The organism is Streptomyces racemochromogenes, from assembly GCF_044129415.1.
In the GTDB taxonomy this organism is placed as follows: Bacteria; Actinomycetota; Actinomycetes; order Streptomycetales; family Streptomycetaceae; genus Streptomyces; species Streptomyces racemochromogenes_A.
In genome coordinates this window covers 1-15,782 of record NZ_JBBDHD010000145.1, presented here as the reverse complement: position 1 = coordinate 15,782, position 15,782 = coordinate 1, and the positions used below count along the sequence as shown (strand labels likewise).

The window sequence follows — 15,782 nt, the reverse complement described above, 5'->3', positions numbered from 1 at the left end:
GAGGCGCGCGGCCCGCGGGGCACGGGTACCCCGGGCGGACGCGGGCACCGGCGGACCGGCCAACGCACCTCCCGCGGGCGGGCCCGGGGCCCCCCCCCCCCCCCCCAAAGCCCCCGCCCCCCCCCGCCCCGCCGCCCCCGCGCCCCCCCCCCCGGGGGGGTGAGGTGCGCGTCCGGCTGCGGGGCCATGCTGGGACCACGACCCGTCCCCGCGGAGAGGTGATCGCCCATGTGCAGGTGGCTGGCCTATTCGGGAACCCCCGTGCTCCTCGACACCATCCTCTACAAACCCGCGCACTCCCTGATCGACCAGAGCCTGCACGCGCGCATGGGCGTCGAGACGACCAACGGCGACGGCTTCGGAATCGGCTGGTACACGCAGGAGCCCGGGATCGACACCCCCGCGGTGATGCGGGACGTGGGCCCCGCCTGGAACAACCGGAACCTGCGGGAGATCGCCCAGCACGTCACGTCCCCGCTCTTCTTCGCCCACATCAGGGCCTCGACGGGCACAGCCGTGCAGCAGACGAACTGCCACCCCTTCCGCCACGGCCGCTGGCTGTGGATGCACAACGGCTCCATCGCCGGTTTCCACGAGATCCGCAGGGAGCTCTGCCTGGCGGTCGAACCCTCCCTCTTCCCGGGGATGGAGGGGACCACGGACTCCGAGGTGATGTTCTACCTGGCCCTGACCCTCGGGCTGGAGGAGGACCCCCCGGGGGCGGTCGCCCGGATGGTGGGCCTCGTGGAGCGCACCGGCCGCGCGCACGGGGTGGAGAACCCGATGCAGATGACGGTCGCCGTCACGGACGGGGAGTCGCTGTGGGCGTTCCGCTACGCCAGCGGGGGCGGCGCCCGGTCGCTCTACTACAGCACCCGGGTGGACTCCCTGCGCGCGCTGCACCCGGACATGTCCTTCCTCCAGGAGCTCTCCGACGAGACCCGGCTCGTGGTCTCGGAGCCGCTGGGGGACCTCCCCGGGGCCTGGAACGAGGTGCCCGAGCACAGCTACGGCGTGGTGCGCCCGGGCGACGACCAGCTCAGGCCGTTCGTCCCGGCCGCCTGACACCCCGCCGCCCCGGGCCCTCCGCTCCCGGCCCTCGGCTCCCGGGAGGCCGGGCGGGTGACGGCGCCGCCGCCCCCGGCGTGTGCGGCGCCGGGCAGGGGCGGGCCGTGCGACGGTGCATGGCCTCTGCCAGCTCACCGTCGGGAGTCGTCCGTGCTGGAACGCCAACAGCTCAGGGACCGTACGCAGGTCACCTTCGTCCTCCCTGAGGGTGCCCCCGACGGGCCGGTCAGCGTGGTGGGGGACTTCAACCAGTGGAACCCCTCCGCGCACCCCCTCACCCCCCGCGGCGACGGCACCCGCGCGGTGACCGTGGCCCTGCCCGCCCGCGGCAGCCACTCCTTCCGCTACCTGGCCGCGGGCGACTACTGGTTCGACGACGAGCAGGCCGACGGCCACGACGGCGCCAACGGCAGGCTGCACACCTGACCGGCGAACGGACGGACCCGGGAGGGCCGCGGCCACCGGCGGCCGCTCGCGGACCGGGGGAGAGCGCGGGTGCGATGAAGCTGACGGTGGTGTCGATGCCCGACTTCCGCGTCGCCCGCCCCGATGCGGCGGAGGTACGGGCCCGGCTGGCGTCGGACCCCTTCCTCCTCGTCGACGTGGAGCTTCCGGAGGAGGGGCTCGCGGAGGAGGCGCCGGCGGAAGAGGAGTCGGTCGCCGACGCGCTCGGCCTGGACTTCGACGGACTGGACTGGTTCGGCCGGGCGGGGGAGCAGCCGCGCGCCGAGTACCTGGGCGACCGGGCCGGGCTCGTCGTACCGGTGGTCCGCGGGGATCGGATCACCCACGTCCACGTGCTGGTCACCGAACGCTTCCTGATCCTGGTGCGCCGGGGCCAGGGCGAAGAGGCACAGGGCTTCACGGAGAGGCTGTCGCGGCAGGACGCGGACGACACCGTCGAAGTGCTCTTCTTCCTGCTCGGCGAGGCACTGGGCACCTTCCGCCGGGCCGCCGTGCAGGCCCTGCTGGAGGCCGAGGCGATCGAGGACGACATGTTCGACCAGCGCCGGCCCGAACAGCTCTACCGGCTGGCGCTGCTGCGCCGGCGCTCCGCGCAGCTGCACCACTACCTGCGGCCCTACCTGGACGTGACCGACGAGGTCCTCACCCGGCGGATGCTGAGTCCCGCCTTCCCGCAGGAGCGGCGACGGCTCGCCCAGGAGTTCCAGACCAGGGGGCGACTGGTGCTCGCGGACATCGAGTCCCTCAAGGAGGCCACCCGCCGGGCGTTCGCCAGCCACGCCTCGCTCAGCGCCGGCGAACAGAACGGCGTGATCAACCGGCTGGCGATCGTGTCGGTGGTCTTCCTGCCGCTGTCGTTCCTGACCGGGTTCTTCGGGATGAACTTCACGTTCCTGACCGACAGCATGGAGAGCCGGGAGGAGTTCTGGCTGCTCGCCGTCGGCCTCCAGCTGCTGGTCCTCGCCGTCTGCCTCTACGTGCTGCACCGCACCCGCGTCTGGCGCAGGCTGCGCGAGGACGACTGACCGACCCGACGGCGGGGAGGTACTAGCGGTGGAGCCGGCTCGGCCAGTCCGGGGGGACGCGCCCGGCGGGCCCCGGGGCCGGCTGGTCCGCGGGGTGGGCGTCCGGCGGCGCGAGGCGGGGCCCGGACTCGTACAGGGCGTCGGCGGCGTAGTCCCAGAACCACGCCTCGCCCGGTTCGAAGCTCTGCACCAGGGGGTGTCCGGTGGCCTTCCAGTGGCCGGTGGCGTGCTGGGCGGGGGAGGAGTCGCAGCAGCCGACGTGCCCGCACCGGGCACAGCGCCGCAGGTGGAACCACCAGCCGCCGACCGCGTCGCACTCCGCGCAGCCGGTGCCGCTGGGCGCGGCGCCCGGGTCGATCCCCTTGATGCCCTCGATGCCGGTCATGTGTGCTCCTCCGTGGTCTGCGTTGCGGGCTCCGGTGCGGTCAGGGGCAGCAGGACCCGGAACCGGGTGTCACCCGGGACCGATTCGACCTGGAGGCTGCCGTGGTGCTTGCCGACCACGATCCGCCAGGAGATGTCCAGGCCGAGGCCCGTGCCCTCGCCGACCGGCTTGGTGGTGAAGAAGGGGTCGAAGATGCGGTCGCGGATCTCCTCCGGCACCCCGGGCCCGGTGTCGCGGAACTCCACCAGCAGCCGGTCGCCCTCGCGCGCCGTGCGGACCGTCAGGGTGCCCTCGCCGCCCGCGCTCCCGATGGCGGACACCGCGTTGTCGATGAGGTTGGTCCACACCTGGTTCAGTTCCGCCGGATACGCCGGCACCGCGGGCAGGGTCCGGTCGTACTCCTTGACCACCCGCACCCGCGGGCCGATCTTGCCGGAGAGCATCAGCAGGGTGCTGTCGAGGAGTTCGTGGACGTCGGCCTCGCGGTGTGGGGCGCGGTCGAGCTGCGCGTACTGCCTGGCGGCGTCCACCAGGTGCGAGACGCGGCTGGTGGAGTCGCCGATCTCGTCCATCAACAGCTCCGTCTCCACCGTGTAGTTGAGCCAGCCCACCGCCCCCGGCAGGACGTCCTCGGCCACGGTCGCCGCGACCTGCTCCAGCCAGTCCGTGTCCAGCCCGGCCTGGACGAAGACCGGCGCGGTCCGCCAGCCCTCCGGGACGCCGTGGTCCTCCAGCCAGTCGGCCAGCTCGTCCTCCCGGTCGGCGGCCTCCAGCGGGCTCAGCACCGGTGCCTTGGCGACGCGTTCGGCGGTGCGCTCCTGGATCTCGATGAGCGCGGCGAGCGCCTCCCGCGAGTACGGGCCCCGGGCGATGACGGCCAGCTTGTGCCGCATCTTGCCGACCCGCTCGCGCAGCGCCGCCGTCGCCCGTACGGCCGCGGCGGCCGGGTTGTTGAGCTCGTGCGTGAGCCCGGCCGACAACGAGCCCAGCGCCAGCAGGCGTTCACGCTGCCCGATGGCCCGCTGGGTGTCCTTCGTGCCGAAGAAGAGGCCCTCCAGCAGGTGCGCCGCCATCGGGAACCACTCCTGCATGATGTCCGCGAACGACCGCGCCGACAGGACGAAGAACCGCGTCGGCACTGTCACCCGCATCGAGTTGACGTACGTCTGCGGGACCCGGTCGCCCAAGTACGCCTGCATCGCCCCCGCGTACACCCCGGGCTGCGAGGTCCGGCTCACCTCCACGTCGTCGGCGCCGACCCTCCGGGACAGCACGACCGTCCCCTCGATCATCACGTAGAAGCAGGTGGCCGGCTCGCCCTCGGTGTACACCGGACCCGCCTCGAAGAGCTCCACCCGGCCCTCGGCGCACAGCCGGCCGAGCTGCTGCGGCGTGAGCTTCTCGAACAGGAACAGCGAGGCGATCTCCCGCGGGTCGCAGGACACCTCCCGCGCGCTCACGACTGCTCCAGGTAGCGGTGGACGAGCATCACGGCCATGGCTCCCTCACCGACCGCGGACGCCACCCGTTTCGCCGACCGGGCGCGCGCGTCACCCGCCACGAACACGCCGGGGACACTGGTCTCCAGGTGGTACGGCGGCCGGTCCAGCTCCCACTCGGCCGGCGGCCGCCCGTCCGGCGTGAGGTCCGGCCCGGCCAGGATGAACCCGTGCTCGTCGCGCAGCACCGTCCCGTCCAGCCAGTCGGTCAGCGGGGCCGCGCCGATGAAGACGAACATCCACTGCGCGTCCACGCGTTCCGTCGCCCCCGTCACGGCGTCCCGCAGGACCAGCCGTTCCAGGTGGCCCTCGCCGTGCGCCGCGTCCACCACGGTCCTGGGCCGCACCGTGATGTTCGGCGCCTCCTCGATCTGCTGGACCAGGTAGTACGACATGGACGCCGTCAGGGACTCACCGCGCACCAGCAGCGTCACCGATTTCGCGCCCCGCGCGAGGAACACCGCCGCCTGTCCGGCCGAGTTCGCCCCGCCGACCACGTACACGTCCTGCCCCTCGCAGGACGCCGCCTCGGTGAGGGAGGAACCGTAGTACACGCCCCGCCCGGTGAGGTCCGCGCAGCCCGGGGCCCCCAGCTGCCGGTAGGACACCCCGGTGGCCAGGATGACGCTGTGCGCGGCGACCGACGAGCCGTCGGAGAACCGTACGACGCGCGCCGGCCCGTTCACCTCCAGCCCCGTGACCTCGCGCGCCGTGAGCACCTCGGCGCCGAACCGGGTGGCCTGGCGGCGGGCCCGCTCGGTGAGCTGGGCACCGGAGACCCCGTCCGGGAAGCCGAGGTAGTTCTCGATGCGGGAGCTCTGCCCGGCCTGACCGCCCGTCGCCGACCGCTCGACCAGGACGGTGCGCAGCCCCTCGGACGCCCCGTACACCGCCGCCCCCAGCCCGGCCGGGCCGCCGCCGATGACGACGAGGTCGTAGAACGCGGCGGCCGGGGTGGTCGCCAGCCCCACGCGGGCGGCCAGCTCCGCCACCTCCGGCTCGACCAGCGCGGCGCCCTCGGCCGTGACCACCAGAGGCAGTCGCAGCCCGTCCGCCCCCGCCGCCTCCAGCAGCCGCCGTCCCTCGGGCTCGTCGGAGGAGTACCAGCGGTAGGGCACCTGGTTGCGGGCCAGGAACTCCCGCACCACCGAGGAGCGCGCCGACCACCGGTGCCCCACCACCTTGGTGGCCGGCACCGGCCGGTGGTCGCTGGAGCGCCAGGCGGTGAGCAGGTCGTCCACCACCGGGTAGAGCTTCTCCTCCGGCGGGTCCCAGGGCTTGAGCAGGTAGTGGTCGAGGTCGACGATGTTGATCGCGTCGATGGCCGCGTGGGTGTCGGCGTACGCCGTCAGCAACACCCGCCGCGCCCCCGGGTACACGCCGAGGGCCTGCTCCAGGAACTCCACGCCGTTCATCTGCGGCATCCGGTAGTCGGCGAGGAGCACGGCGACCGGGTCACCGCGCAGCTTCAGCTCGCGCAGCGCCTCCAGCGCGGACTCCCCGGACTCGGCGCGCACGATCCGGTACCCGCCCCCGTAGTGCCGCCGAAGGTCACGGGCGATGGCACGGGACACCACCGGGTCGTCGTCCACCGTGAGGATGACGGTCCGCGCCGCTTCGCCGGCTTCTGCCATGCTCCTCCGCCCTGCGTGCTCGGGACGACCGGCACACGAGGCCTGCACGCGCCGGCTCCAGCCCATCGTAGGTGCGATCGCCCGCGACCGCTCCGGCACGCGGGCGCGAGGGGGCGAACAGGGCGGGTCCTCACCCGGCGAAGGAGCCGTGCCGCCCGGCGCCGGAGGCGAAGCGCGCGGCGCCCGCGAGGGTCTCGCCCGCCGCCAGGGGCACCATCCCGTGCCGCAGCTCGCCGGCCAGGGCCTCGGGCTCGGCCAGCCCGTGCTGCTCCCGCACGGAGAGCCGGTCGTGGCGCAGGCACAGCTGCGGGAAGCCCGCGATCTCCCGCGCCAGCTCCTCGGCCGCCGCCCGGGCCCGCCCGCGCGGCACCAGCCGGTTGGCCAGCCCGATCGCGTGGGCCTCCGCGGCCGGGACCGGGCGGCCGGTCAGGATCAGGTCCATCGCGCGGCTCTCGCCGATCAGCCGGGGCAGCCGCACGGTGCCCCCGTCGATGAGCGGAACCCCCCAGCGGCGGCAGAACACCCCGAAGACCGCGTCCTCCTCCACCACCCGCAGATCGCACCACAGGGCCAGCTCCAGCCCTCCGGCCACGGCGTGGCCCGCGACGGCCGCGATCACCGGCTTGGTCAGCCGCAGCCGCGTCGGCCCCATCGGGCCGTCCCCCTCGGCCTCCACGCGGTTGCCGCGCCCGGTGCCGACGGCCTTGAGGTCGGCGCCCGCGCAGAACGTCCCGCCCTCGCCCCACAGCACCGCGACCGCCGCCCCCTCGTCGGCCTCGAACTCCCGGAAGGCGTCCGCCAGCATGCGTGCCGTCGGCCCGTCCACGGCGTTGCGGGCCGCGGGCCGCGACAGCACCACCGTGGACACGGGCCCGTTCCGCTCGACGCGGACGGCAGGGGCGGCAGCGGGTTCGGTCATGGCGGCATTCTCGCGCGGGCCCGGCGTGTTGACCAGGTCCGGCCCACGGTCCGGCGGGAGGTACGGCCGGTCCCGTCGCCCGGGGGCCGGGTTCCGCCGCTGCGCCCCTGCGGGGCGCGGCCCCGGAGGGTCAGCCGATGCGCCGGGCGCCCGCCGACGGCACGGCTTCCAGCACGGCCGGAGCACCGAAGCCGGCCCCCGCGAAGGCGGCCGTCACGGCTCGGGCCACGGCCGCGGCCTCGTCGGCCCGCACCAGGGCGATCACCGAGCCGCCGAAGCCGCCGCCCGTCATCCGGGCGCCCAGCGCGCCCGCCGCCACAGCCGCCTCGACGGCGAGGTCCGTCTCCGCGCAGGAGACCCCGTAGTCCTCCCGCAGCGAAGCGTGACCCTCCGTCAGCAGTGGGCCCAGCGCCTCCGGTTCGCCCGCGGCCAGCCGCTCCGCCGCCCGGCCGACCCGCGCGTTCTCCGTGACCACGTGCCGCACCAGCGGAACCAGCCCGGCCGGCAGCCGCCCCAGCGCGCCGGGCAGCTCCTCCTCACCGAGGTCGCGCAGGGCGGCCAGCCCCAGCAGCCGCGCCGCGTTCTCGCAGCCGGCCCGCAGGGCGGCGTACGCCCCGTCCGCCAGATCGTGCTGGACGCGCGTGTCGAGCACCAGCAGCCGCAGCCCGTGCCCCCCGAGGTCGAAGGGCACCTGCCGGACCTCCAGGCTGCGGCTGTCCAGGTGCAGGGCGCTGCCCTCGGTACAGCAGACCGAGGCCATCTGGTCCATCACCCCGCAGGGCACCCCGGCGAAGGCGTTCTCGGCGTACTGGGCCACCCGCGCCAGCTCCGGCCGCTCCAGCCCCAGCCCGTACAGCTCCTCGTACGCGACGGCCACCACGCACTCCAGCGCCGCCGACGAGGACAGCCCGGCCCCCGCCGGAACGGTGCTGTCGAGGTGCAGGTCCGCGCCTCCGACGGCCAGCCCCCGCTCGCGCAGCGCCCACACCACCCCGGCCGGGTAGCGGGCCCAGCCGGGCACCGAGCCCGGTGCGAGGTCCGCCACCCGCAGCTCGGTGACCCGGCCGTCACCCTGGGCGCTGTGCAGCCGCAACAGGCCGTCGTCCCGGCGGCGGGCGGCCAGCACGGCGGTCTGCGGCAGCGCCATGGGCAGCGCGAAACCGTCGTTGTAGTCGGTGTGCTCGCCGATCAGGTTGACCCGGCCCGGGGCGGCCCAGAGCCCCTCGGGGGCCCGGCCGTGGACCCGCTCGAAGTCCCCGCGCACCCGGGCGTTCACCGGGCCTCCCGCAGCCGCCGCGCCGCCGCCTCGGGAGACACGTCGTTCATGAAGGCGTCCATCCCGGACTCCGTCCCCGCGAGGTACTTGAGCTTGTCGGCGGTCCGCCGGACGGTGAACACCTCCAGGTGCAGGGCCAGTTCGTCCCCGCCGCGCAGCGGGGCCTGGTGCCAGGCGGAGACGTACGGGGTGGGCTCCGCCAGCCCGAAGAGCCGGTCGAAGCGGCGCAGCAGCTCCAGGTACAGCCCGGGGAACTCGGCCCGCTCCGCCGCGTCGAGCCGGGTCAGGTCGGGCACCCTGCGGTGCGGGTACAGGTGGACCTCGTAGGGCCAGCGGGCGGCGTACGGGACGAAGGCGGTCCAGTGCTCCCCGGCCAGGACCACCCGCTCGGCGGCGGCGCGGGCCTCGGCGAGGAGGTCCTCGAACAGGTTGCGTCCGGTGGCCGCCCGGTGCGCGGACGCCGCCGCGAGGTGCTTGGCCGTACGCGGGGTGGGGGCGGTGAAGGCGTAGATCTGGCCGTGCGGGTGGGGCAGGGTGACGCCGATCTCCGCGCCGCGGTTCTCGAAGCAGTACACCTGCGCCACCCCGGGGCGGGCGGAGAGCGTGGCCGTCCGGTCGGTCCAGGCGTCCAGCACCAGCCGGGCCCGCCCGGGGGAGAGGTCGGCGAACCCCGCGTCGTGCTCGGGGGTGAAGCACACGACCTCGCAGCGGCCTGCGGCGCCGGAGAGCGAGGGGAAACGGTTCTCGAAGACGGCCACCTCGTAGTCGGCGGCCGGGATCTCGCTCGGCCGGCCCTCGCGCGAGGGGCACAGCGGGCAGGCGTCGGCGGGCGGGTGGTAGGTGCGGGTCTGCCGGTGGGCGGCGATGGTGACCCAGTCGCCGGTGGCCGGGTCCCGGCGCAGCTCCGGGGTGCTCTCGACGCGCTCCAGGGGGCGCACGTCGCGGGCCGTGCGGTCGTGGCCCGGGGCGCTGTCGTAGTAGATGAGCTCGCGGCCGTCCGCGAGCTCGGTGACGGTCGTGTACACGTCCTCGCCTGTCTGTCGGGGGAGTGCGCGGGGGAAAGGAAAGGGGTCAGGAGGGGACGGCCGGGGCGGTCGAGGCGCGGAGGACCGGCTCGCCGGTGGTCCCGTCCCGGTTGCCCGGCAGCGCGGGTACGCTGCGCGCCCGCCCTGGCGCCGGCCGGCCGGCGGGCTGACGGACCGTGGTCGGCGGAGGGTCGGCGCACCCGGTCGCACCCGTGCCGTCGCAGCCGACCACCGGCACGTCCCCGGGGACGTGCCGGTCCTGCCGCCGGACCCCGCGGACCGCGCCGAGCGCCATCCGGTTGCCGGCGGCGACGATCGCGGTGGCACCGAGCTCCGCCTCGCCGGCCCGAGCGCGGGCCGCGGCGTCGGTGATCCGGACCTTCATCGCCGTCCTTCCGTGACGGTGGGCGACACCAGGCCGCCGCGGGGGACGGCCGGCGTGTGCGGCCCCTCCCCGGACGGGCCGACGCGGACTCGATGATACGGCCGTCCGGGGTGTGGATCACCTGTGCGATCCCGGCCGGACCGCCCCGCACGCCCGGCATGAGCACAGCGTGGGCGGACTCCGGGTGGGTCGAGACGGGAGCGTCGTCCCGGCCGCCCCCGGGCCGGGCGCGCCCGTGGACGGCCTGGCGGGCGCAGGGGGCGCGGTCCGGCAGGTGGCGGCGTACCGGAGGCGTCGCCGCCGGGTACGGGTGTTCGATTCCAGGCTTCCGCCCTGCCCCGTCCGCCGCGCCGCCGAGCGCCACCGGGGTGGGCCGGGCGCGCCCGCCGGTCCGTCGCCGGTTTCCGGGATCGCGGGGAACGGGGAAACCGGCCCCGCTCGGATAGGGCAAGATCGGGGGATGTCTGATCGCATCATCGCCGCCTGTGACGGGGCGGCCAAGGGAAACCCCGGCCCGGCCGGATGGGCGTGGGTCATCGCGGACGCCGAGGGCCGGCCCCAGCGCTGGGAGGCCGGTCCGCTGGGGCGCGCCACCAACAACGTCGGCGAGCTCACCGCCCTCCGGCGGCTGCTGGAGGCCGTGGAGCCGGGCACCGCGCTCCAGGTGCGGATGGACTCCCAGTACGCCATGAAGGCCGTCACCCAGTGGCTGCCGAACTGGAAGCGCAACGGCTGGAAGACCGCCGCCGGCAAGCCCGTCGCCAACCGCGAGCTCGTCGAGAGCATCGACGGGCTGCTGGCCGACCGGGACGTGGAGTTCCGCTACGTGCCGGCGCACCAGGAGGACGGCGACCACCTCAACGCCATCGCCGACCAGGCCGCCAGCGACGCCGCCGTCAGCCAGGAGCCCGCCGGCACCGCCCACGGCGCCGCCACCGTCCCCGTACCGGCCCCCGGCCGCACCGCCCCGGCCCGCAAGGCCCCGGCACGTGGAGGCAGCCCCTCCGGCGGCGGCGCGGCCCGCGCCGGAACACCGCGCACCATCACGGCGAAGTTCCGCGGGACCTGCCCGTGCGGGCAGCCGTACGCGGCCGGCGAGAAGATCGCCAAGCTGGGCAACCGCTGGGGGCACCCCGACTGCCGCCCGGCCGCAGCGACGGCCTGACCGGGCCGCCCTGCGGCGCCGGCGGCGCGACGCCACGGACGGCGCGCCGCCGCGCCGGGAGCCGAGGACGCCCAGAGGTGCTACAACTGGGGGCGTGACCCCTTATCGCCACCCGTGCCGGGCACGTCGGTGCGGTCACCTCTAGGCAGTCGATCCCGAAGCGTCGCCAGACAGGTATTCGTCCTCCAGGTGGCGATCGTGGTGTTGCTCGCGGCCGGGGCGCTGCTCGCGCTCGTCCTCCAGTCGCGGCACGACGTCGACCGCGAGGCCCGCAACCGGTCGGTGGCCGTCGCCCAGACCTTCGCCCACTCCCTGGGCCTCCCGGGGGCGCTGAAGTCCCCGAAGCCGACGACCGTGCTGCAACCCCTCGCGGAGCGGACCCGCAAGGAAGCCGGGGTCGACTTCATCGTGGTCATGGACACCCATGGCATCCGCTACACCCACCCCCAGCCCGACCGCATCGGCAAACGGTTCGTCGGCACCATCGCGCCCTCCCTCGCCGGGCACACCTACACCGAGAGCGTGGACGGCCCCCTCGGCAAGGAGATCCAGGCGGTGGTGCCCGTCACCGGCCCCGACGGCAAGGTCGTCGGCCTGGTCTCCGCGGGCCTCACGGTCAAGAACGTGACCGGGGTCGTCCACCGCCAGCTCCCCGTCATCCTGTTCTCCATCGCGGCCACCCTCGCGCTGGCCACCGCCGGCACCGCCCTGATCAGCAGACGGCTGAACCGGCAGACCCACGGCCTGGGCCCCCTGGAGATGACCCGCATGTACGAGCACCACGACGCGGTGCTCCACGCCGTCCGCGAAGGGGTGCTGATCATCGACGGGGACGGACGGCTGCTCCTCGCCAACGACGAGGCCAAACGGCTGCTCGGGCTGCCCGAGGACGCCGACGGCCGGCACATCGGGGACGTCCCGGGCCTGGACCACCGGATGGCCGAGCTGCTGCTGTCCGGCCGGGTGGCCACCGACGAGGTGCTGGAGAGCGGGGACCGGCTGCTCGTCGTCAACCAGCGGCGCACCCACCCCAGGGGCCGCGCCGACGGCGGTACCGCCGTCACCATCCGCGACTCCACCGAGATGCAGGTCCTGACCAGCCGCGCGGACACGGCCCGCCGCCGACTGAAGCTGCTCTACGACGCGGGCGGCGACATCGGCACCACCCTCGACGTCGTCCGCACCGCCGAGGAGCTCGCCGACGTCGCCGTCCCCCGCTTCGCCGACTACGCCACCGTCGACCTGGCCGAAGCGGTCCTCGACGGCGACGAGCCGGGGCCCGGTGCCGACATGCGGCGCACGGCGGTCAGCGGCATCCGCTCCGACCACCCCCTCTACCCCCGCGGCCTGCTGATCGACTTCCTGCCGTCCACCCCCCAGGCGCGCGGCTACGGCACCGGCAAGGCCGAGCTGGTGCCCGACCTGTCCGCCGACCCGGGCTGGCTCGCCCAGGACCCGGAGCGCACCCGCGCCATCATCGACTACGGCATCCACTCGCTGATCGCGGCCCCGCTCACCGCCCGCGGGGTGGTCCTCGGCGTGGTCAACTTCTGGCGCTCGCGCAAACCCGAGCCCTTCGACGAGGACGACCTGTCGCTCGCCGTGGAACTCGTCGCCCGGGCCGCCGTCAGCATGGACAACGCCCGCCGCTACACCCGCGAGCACGCCCTCGCCGTGACCCTCCAGCGCAGCCTGCTGCCCCGGGCCCTGCCCGAGCAGAGCGCCGTGGACGTGGCGCACTTCTACCTGCCCGCCCAGTCCGGGGTGGGCGGGGACTGGTTCGACGTGATCCCGCTGCCGGGCTGCCGGGTCGCCCTAGTCGTCGGGGACGTCGTGGGCCACGGCCTGCACGCGGCGGCGACCATGGGACGGCTGCGCACGGCCGTGCACAACTTCTCCTCGCTCGACCTCGCCCCCGACGAGATCCTCGCCCGCCTCGACGACCTGGTCCAGCGCATCGACCACGACGACGAGGGCGGCGACGCGACCGGCTCCGTCATCGGAGCGACCTGCCTGTACGCCATCTACGACCCGGTCTCCCGGCGCTGCACGATGGCCCGGGCCGGACACCTGCCGCCCCTGGTGTCCGCCCCCGACGGCACCACCGAGATCGTCGACCTGCCCGCCGGGCCCCCGCTGGGCCTGGGCGGCATGCCCTTCGAGACGGCGGAACTGGACCTGGCGGAGGGCAGCCGGATCGTCCTGTACACCGACGGGCTGGTCGAGGAGCGCGGCCGGGACATCGGCGAGGGGCTGGAGCTGCTGCGCACCGCGCTCGCCGCGGCCGACGGGGACCCGCGCCAGACCTGCAAGGACGTCCTCGACCTGGTGCTGCCGCTGCGCCCGGCCGACGACGTGGCCCTGCTGGTCGCCCGGACCCGCACCCTCGGCGCGGACCGGGTCGCCGAGTGGGACGTGCCCTTCGAGGCCAGCGCCGTCGGGCAGATCCGGGGCCGGGCCGCCCGCACCCTCGACGCGTGGGGCCTCGCGGACCTCGGCTTCGCCACCGAGCTGATCCTCAGCGAGCTGGTCACCAACGCCCTGCGCCACGGCACCGCCCCGGTACGGGTCCGGCTGCTCCACGACCACGGCCTGACCTGCGAGGTCTGGGACGGCAGCAGCACCGCCCCGCACCTGCGGTACGCCGCCACCACCGACGAGGGCGGCCGCGGCCTGTTCCTGGTGGCCCAGCTCAGCGAGCACTGGGGCACCCGCTACACCCCCGAGGGCAAGGTCATCTGGGCGGAACTGGCGCCCCCCGGGGCCGGGGAGCCGGCGGAGCCGGACCCCTCGGCCTTCCTGGACGCCGACCCCCTCTGAGGCCCGCCGCGGCCTTACCGCCGGTACCCCTTCCGGGTATCCCGTCCGGGCACCCCCCGATGATCATCCGCGGCCGCCCATGGGGCAGAATCCGGAACGCCGGGCACGACCATCCCGGCGGCACCGCGCCGGTCACCACCGGCCCTACGCACGACAGGAGCACGCCCGTTGACCCAGGACAGGCGCGAACAGGTCCGACCCTTCCTGCGTGCGGGGGAGCACCTCGTCGCCGTGTGCGCGTACGAACTCGGGCCCGGCGTACCCACCCCGCCCGATGACCTCGTCCCCCCGGCCGACCACTCCGCGCTCCACCGCCGGATCGAGGCGAAGCTGCCCAAGCCCCTGGCGCAGCTGGTCCGCACCCACGTGATCGACCCCCGGCGCTCACGGCCCGCCGCCGCGGCGGCCGCCGTGGACCGGCTGCCGGACGCCGTGGACCGGATCGGCACCCGGCTGATGCACGGCAAGAGCATGGAGGGCGGCTGGCAGAGCGCGGCCGGGCACTTCCTCATCAGCCGCGCCGCGGCGCGCGGTTCCGTCACCGGCGTCCTCGCCGTCACCGACCGGCGCTGGTTCGCCCTCACCGACGTCTCGCACCTGTGGCAGTCGACCCCGGTGATGAAGGAGTACTGGGAGGTGCCCCGCCAGGCCGTCGCCGCGGTGCGCGCCCGGCCGACGGGCGTCCTCCAGCGGGGCCGGATGGACCTGGAGTTCACCGACGGCTCCTGGGTGGCCCTGCTGGCCTCCGTACCCGCGCAGGCCGTGTCCTTCGCGGAGGCGGCCGCCCACTACCGCTGAACCCCCACCGGTCGCGGCCCGGGGCCCGCCCGGCCCGCGACCGGACGCCGCGAGGGGCCCCGCGCCCGGCGGTCCGGGCCCTGGGCACCGCCGCCGTCCGCGGCCACCCCGCGCCCTCCGCCTGGCGGGGCCCCGGCGAGAGCGGACCGCCCCGGGTCGCGGCGCGCCTCACGCCGCCCGGCCGCACCACCGTCGCGGTCCCCGGCGAGCGGCAGCGGCTCGGCCCGGGCGTACCGCCCCCGACAGCCCCGACACCCACGCCCTGGTGGTCGGCGTCCGCTCCGACCCCGCGCCCCCGACCCACGTCTGCCCCGACGCCCCGCAACGGCTGTCCGGGGGCCCGCCCGGCCGCCCGGGGGTTTGGGGGCCCGCTGTGCCGCCCGGACGCCCCCAGGGCGCATGGCGGCCGCGGGGGCGGGGAAGACGCCCGGCCACAGTCCCGCGAGCCGGCGCGCGCCGGCCGCCGACCCGCAGGAGGCCGTGATGGACGGCAGCGGACTCTCGCACCGGGAGAGGAGGGCCCTGACCGCGATCGAACGCGCCCTGCGCGCGGACTCCCGCTTCGAGCGCGCCATGACGTTCGGGACCGGTCTCTTCCCCCGGGACCCCGAGCGGGCGCAGCGGCCGCCCGGCGAACGCCACGGCGCGCTGGCCGGCACGGTCTGCGCCCTGACCGCGGTCGCCCTCACCCTCCTGCCGCTGGCCGTCGCCACCTCCGCGCCCGCCCTCATCGCGGCCTTCACCTTCGCGTACGCGGCGACCCTGGCCGGACTGTTCCTCCTCGTGCGCCGCTGGTGCCGGCGCGGCGGATGACCCCGGCCGAGACCCGGATCCGATTGCCGGGCCCGCGCCGGGGCAGGCGCCGCGCATGACCTTCGAGCACCCCGCCAAGAAGACCCGCGACGGGCGGCGCGGCCGCTTCGAGACCCTGGCCGAGCTGGCCTCGAACTTCACGAGCTCCGCGGCCTTCCTGCTGCTCTGTCTCGTCCTGGTGGCCGGCTTCGCCGCCGTCCACGTGGCCCACCTGTCCATCGAGTGGCAGCACCTCGCGGGCGACGCCATGGGCGCCCTGGCCCTCCTGCTGCTGGCGCTGCTGAAGAATTCCGAACGCCGGGCCGAACACGCCATCCAGCGCAAGCTCGACGCCATCGCCGCCGCCCTCCTGCAACAGCAGGAGGGCGAATGGAGCGAGGCGCACCAGGACCTGGAAGACGCCATCGGCATGGAGGACCGCCTCTAGTGCCTGTCGTCACACTCCCGTCTGCCCCGCGACGCCTGGCACGCTCCCCCGAGCTCTTCGAGCAGGGGGTGCCCCCAC

Annotated in this window: 14 protein-coding genes and 1 pseudogene; 8 read left to right on the top strand and 7 right to left on the bottom strand. The window is 75.3% G+C overall.

What is annotated here, in order from left to right; all coding sequences use genetic code 11:
- The first annotated feature begins 228 nt into the window (after window positions 1-228).
- The 3 genes from WDV06_RS32240 (at window position 229) to WDV06_RS32230 (ending at window position 2,558) form a co-directional block, all read left to right on the top strand.
- Window positions 229-1,065, top strand: coding sequence for a class II glutamine amidotransferase (locus WDV06_RS32240; RefSeq protein WP_395513359.1), 837 nt, complete (start codon window positions 229-231; stop codon window positions 1,063-1,065).
- 153 nt (window positions 1,066-1,218) lie between these two features.
- Window positions 1,219-1,494 carry an isoamylase early set domain-containing protein gene (locus tag WDV06_RS32235; protein WP_395513358.1) on the top strand — a complete coding sequence of 92 codons (276 nt, stop codon included), beginning with the start codon at window positions 1,219-1,221 and terminating at the stop codon, window positions 1,492-1,494.
- Between the two features lie 74 nt (window positions 1,495-1,568).
- Window positions 1,569-2,558 (top strand): CorA family divalent cation transporter, encoded by a 990-nt coding sequence (locus WDV06_RS32230; protein ID WP_395513357.1) that lies wholly within the window; start codon window positions 1,569-1,571, stop codon window positions 2,556-2,558.
- A gap of 22 nt (window positions 2,559-2,580) precedes the next feature.
- On the opposite strand, the gene WDV06_RS32225 is transcribed toward WDV06_RS32230, so the two are convergent.
- From WDV06_RS32225 to WDV06_RS32195, 7 genes and pseudogenes are all read right to left on the bottom strand, one after another.
- On the bottom strand, window positions 2,581-2,943 hold the full coding sequence (locus tag WDV06_RS32225) for a UBP-type zinc finger domain-containing protein (RefSeq protein WP_395513356.1): 363 nt from the start codon (window positions 2,941-2,943) through the stop codon (window positions 2,581-2,583).
- Complete coding sequence (locus WDV06_RS32220; RefSeq protein ID WP_395513360.1) at window positions 2,940-4,388, bottom strand: ATP-binding protein; 1,449 nt, start codon at window positions 4,386-4,388, stop codon at window positions 2,940-2,942. Before WDV06_RS32220 ends, WDV06_RS32225 begins: the two co-directional genes overlap by 4 nt.
- A gap of 11 nt (window positions 4,389-4,399) precedes the next feature.
- A complete protein-coding gene (locus WDV06_RS32215) occupies window positions 4,400-6,076 on the bottom strand; it encodes an NAD(P)/FAD-dependent oxidoreductase (RefSeq protein ID WP_395513355.1) in 1,677 nt (558 codons plus the stop codon).
- Between the two features lie 130 nt (window positions 6,077-6,206).
- Window positions 6,207-6,995, bottom strand: a complete 789-nt coding sequence (locus WDV06_RS32210) for a crotonase/enoyl-CoA hydratase family protein (RefSeq protein ID WP_395513354.1) — start codon at window positions 6,993-6,995, stop codon at window positions 6,207-6,209.
- A 130-nt stretch (window positions 6,996-7,125) separates the two neighbouring features.
- Window positions 7,126-8,271, bottom strand: coding sequence for a galactokinase (gene galK, locus WDV06_RS32205; protein ID WP_395513353.1), 1,146 nt, complete (start codon window positions 8,269-8,271; stop codon window positions 7,126-7,128).
- Entirely contained in the window at window positions 8,268-9,296 is a 1,029-nt protein-coding gene (galT, locus tag WDV06_RS32200; RefSeq protein WP_395513352.1) for a galactose-1-phosphate uridylyltransferase, read from the bottom strand. Before galT ends, galK begins: the two co-directional genes overlap by 4 nt.
- 46 nt (window positions 9,297-9,342) lie before the next feature.
- Window positions 9,343-9,687, bottom strand: a pseudogene (locus tag WDV06_RS32195) (substrate-binding domain-containing protein); the annotation flags it as partial.
- A gap of 454 nt (window positions 9,688-10,141) precedes the next feature.
- Here WDV06_RS32195 and WDV06_RS32190 point away from each other — a divergent pair.
- The 5 genes from WDV06_RS32190 to WDV06_RS32170 all read left to right on the top strand — a co-directional run bounded on the left by WDV06_RS32190 (window position 10,142) and on the right by WDV06_RS32170 (window position 15,704).
- Window positions 10,142-10,846, top strand: a complete 705-nt coding sequence (locus WDV06_RS32190) for a ribonuclease H family protein (RefSeq protein ID WP_395513350.1) — start codon at window positions 10,142-10,144, stop codon at window positions 10,844-10,846.
- 129 nt (window positions 10,847-10,975) lie between these two features.
- Window positions 10,976-13,666, top strand: coding sequence for a SpoIIE family protein phosphatase (locus WDV06_RS32185; RefSeq protein ID WP_395513349.1), 2,691 nt, complete (start codon window positions 10,976-10,978; stop codon window positions 13,664-13,666).
- A 168-nt stretch (window positions 13,667-13,834) separates the two neighbouring features.
- Window positions 13,835-14,464: a hypothetical protein gene (locus WDV06_RS32180; protein ID WP_395513348.1), complete on the top strand. Its 630-nt coding sequence runs from the start codon at window positions 13,835-13,837 to the stop codon at window positions 14,462-14,464.
- 483 nt (window positions 14,465-14,947) lie between these two features.
- Window positions 14,948-15,277 carry a DUF3040 domain-containing protein gene (locus WDV06_RS32175; RefSeq protein WP_395513347.1) on the top strand — a complete coding sequence of 110 codons (330 nt, stop codon included), beginning with the start codon at window positions 14,948-14,950 and terminating at the stop codon, window positions 15,275-15,277.
- A gap of 55 nt (window positions 15,278-15,332) precedes the next feature.
- Window positions 15,333-15,704, top strand: coding sequence for a hypothetical protein (locus WDV06_RS32170; protein ID WP_395513346.1), 372 nt, complete (start codon window positions 15,333-15,335; stop codon window positions 15,702-15,704).
- Window positions 15,705-15,782: the final 78 nt, after the last annotated feature.

What these genes read in the sequence shown, in the direction of transcription:
- WDV06_RS32215 (WP_395513355.1), bottom strand. Translation starts at nt 6,076, where the DNA reads ATGGCAGAAGCCGGCGAAGCGGCGCGGACCGTCATCCTCACGGTGGAC.
- WDV06_RS32225 (WP_395513356.1), bottom strand. Translation starts at nt 2,943, where the DNA reads ATGACCGGCATCGAGGGCATCAAGGGGATCGACCCGGGCGCCGCGCCC.
- WDV06_RS32230 (WP_395513357.1), top strand. Translation starts at nt 1,569, where the DNA reads ATGAAGCTGACGGTGGTGTCGATGCCCGACTTCCGCGTCGCCCGCCCC.
- WDV06_RS32240 (WP_395513359.1), top strand. Translation starts at nt 229, where the DNA reads ATGTGCAGGTGGCTGGCCTATTCGGGAACCCCCGTGCTCCTCGACACC.
- WDV06_RS32170 (WP_395513346.1), top strand. Translation starts at nt 15,333, where the DNA reads ATGACCTTCGAGCACCCCGCCAAGAAGACCCGCGACGGGCGGCGCGGC.
- WDV06_RS32210 (WP_395513354.1), bottom strand. Translation starts at nt 6,995, where the DNA reads ATGACCGAACCCGCTGCCGCCCCTGCCGTCCGCGTCGAGCGGAACGGG.
- WDV06_RS32175 (WP_395513347.1), top strand. Translation starts at nt 14,948, where the DNA reads ATGGACGGCAGCGGACTCTCGCACCGGGAGAGGAGGGCCCTGACCGCG.
- WDV06_RS32190 (WP_395513350.1), top strand. Translation starts at nt 10,142, where the DNA reads ATGTCTGATCGCATCATCGCCGCCTGTGACGGGGCGGCCAAGGGAAAC.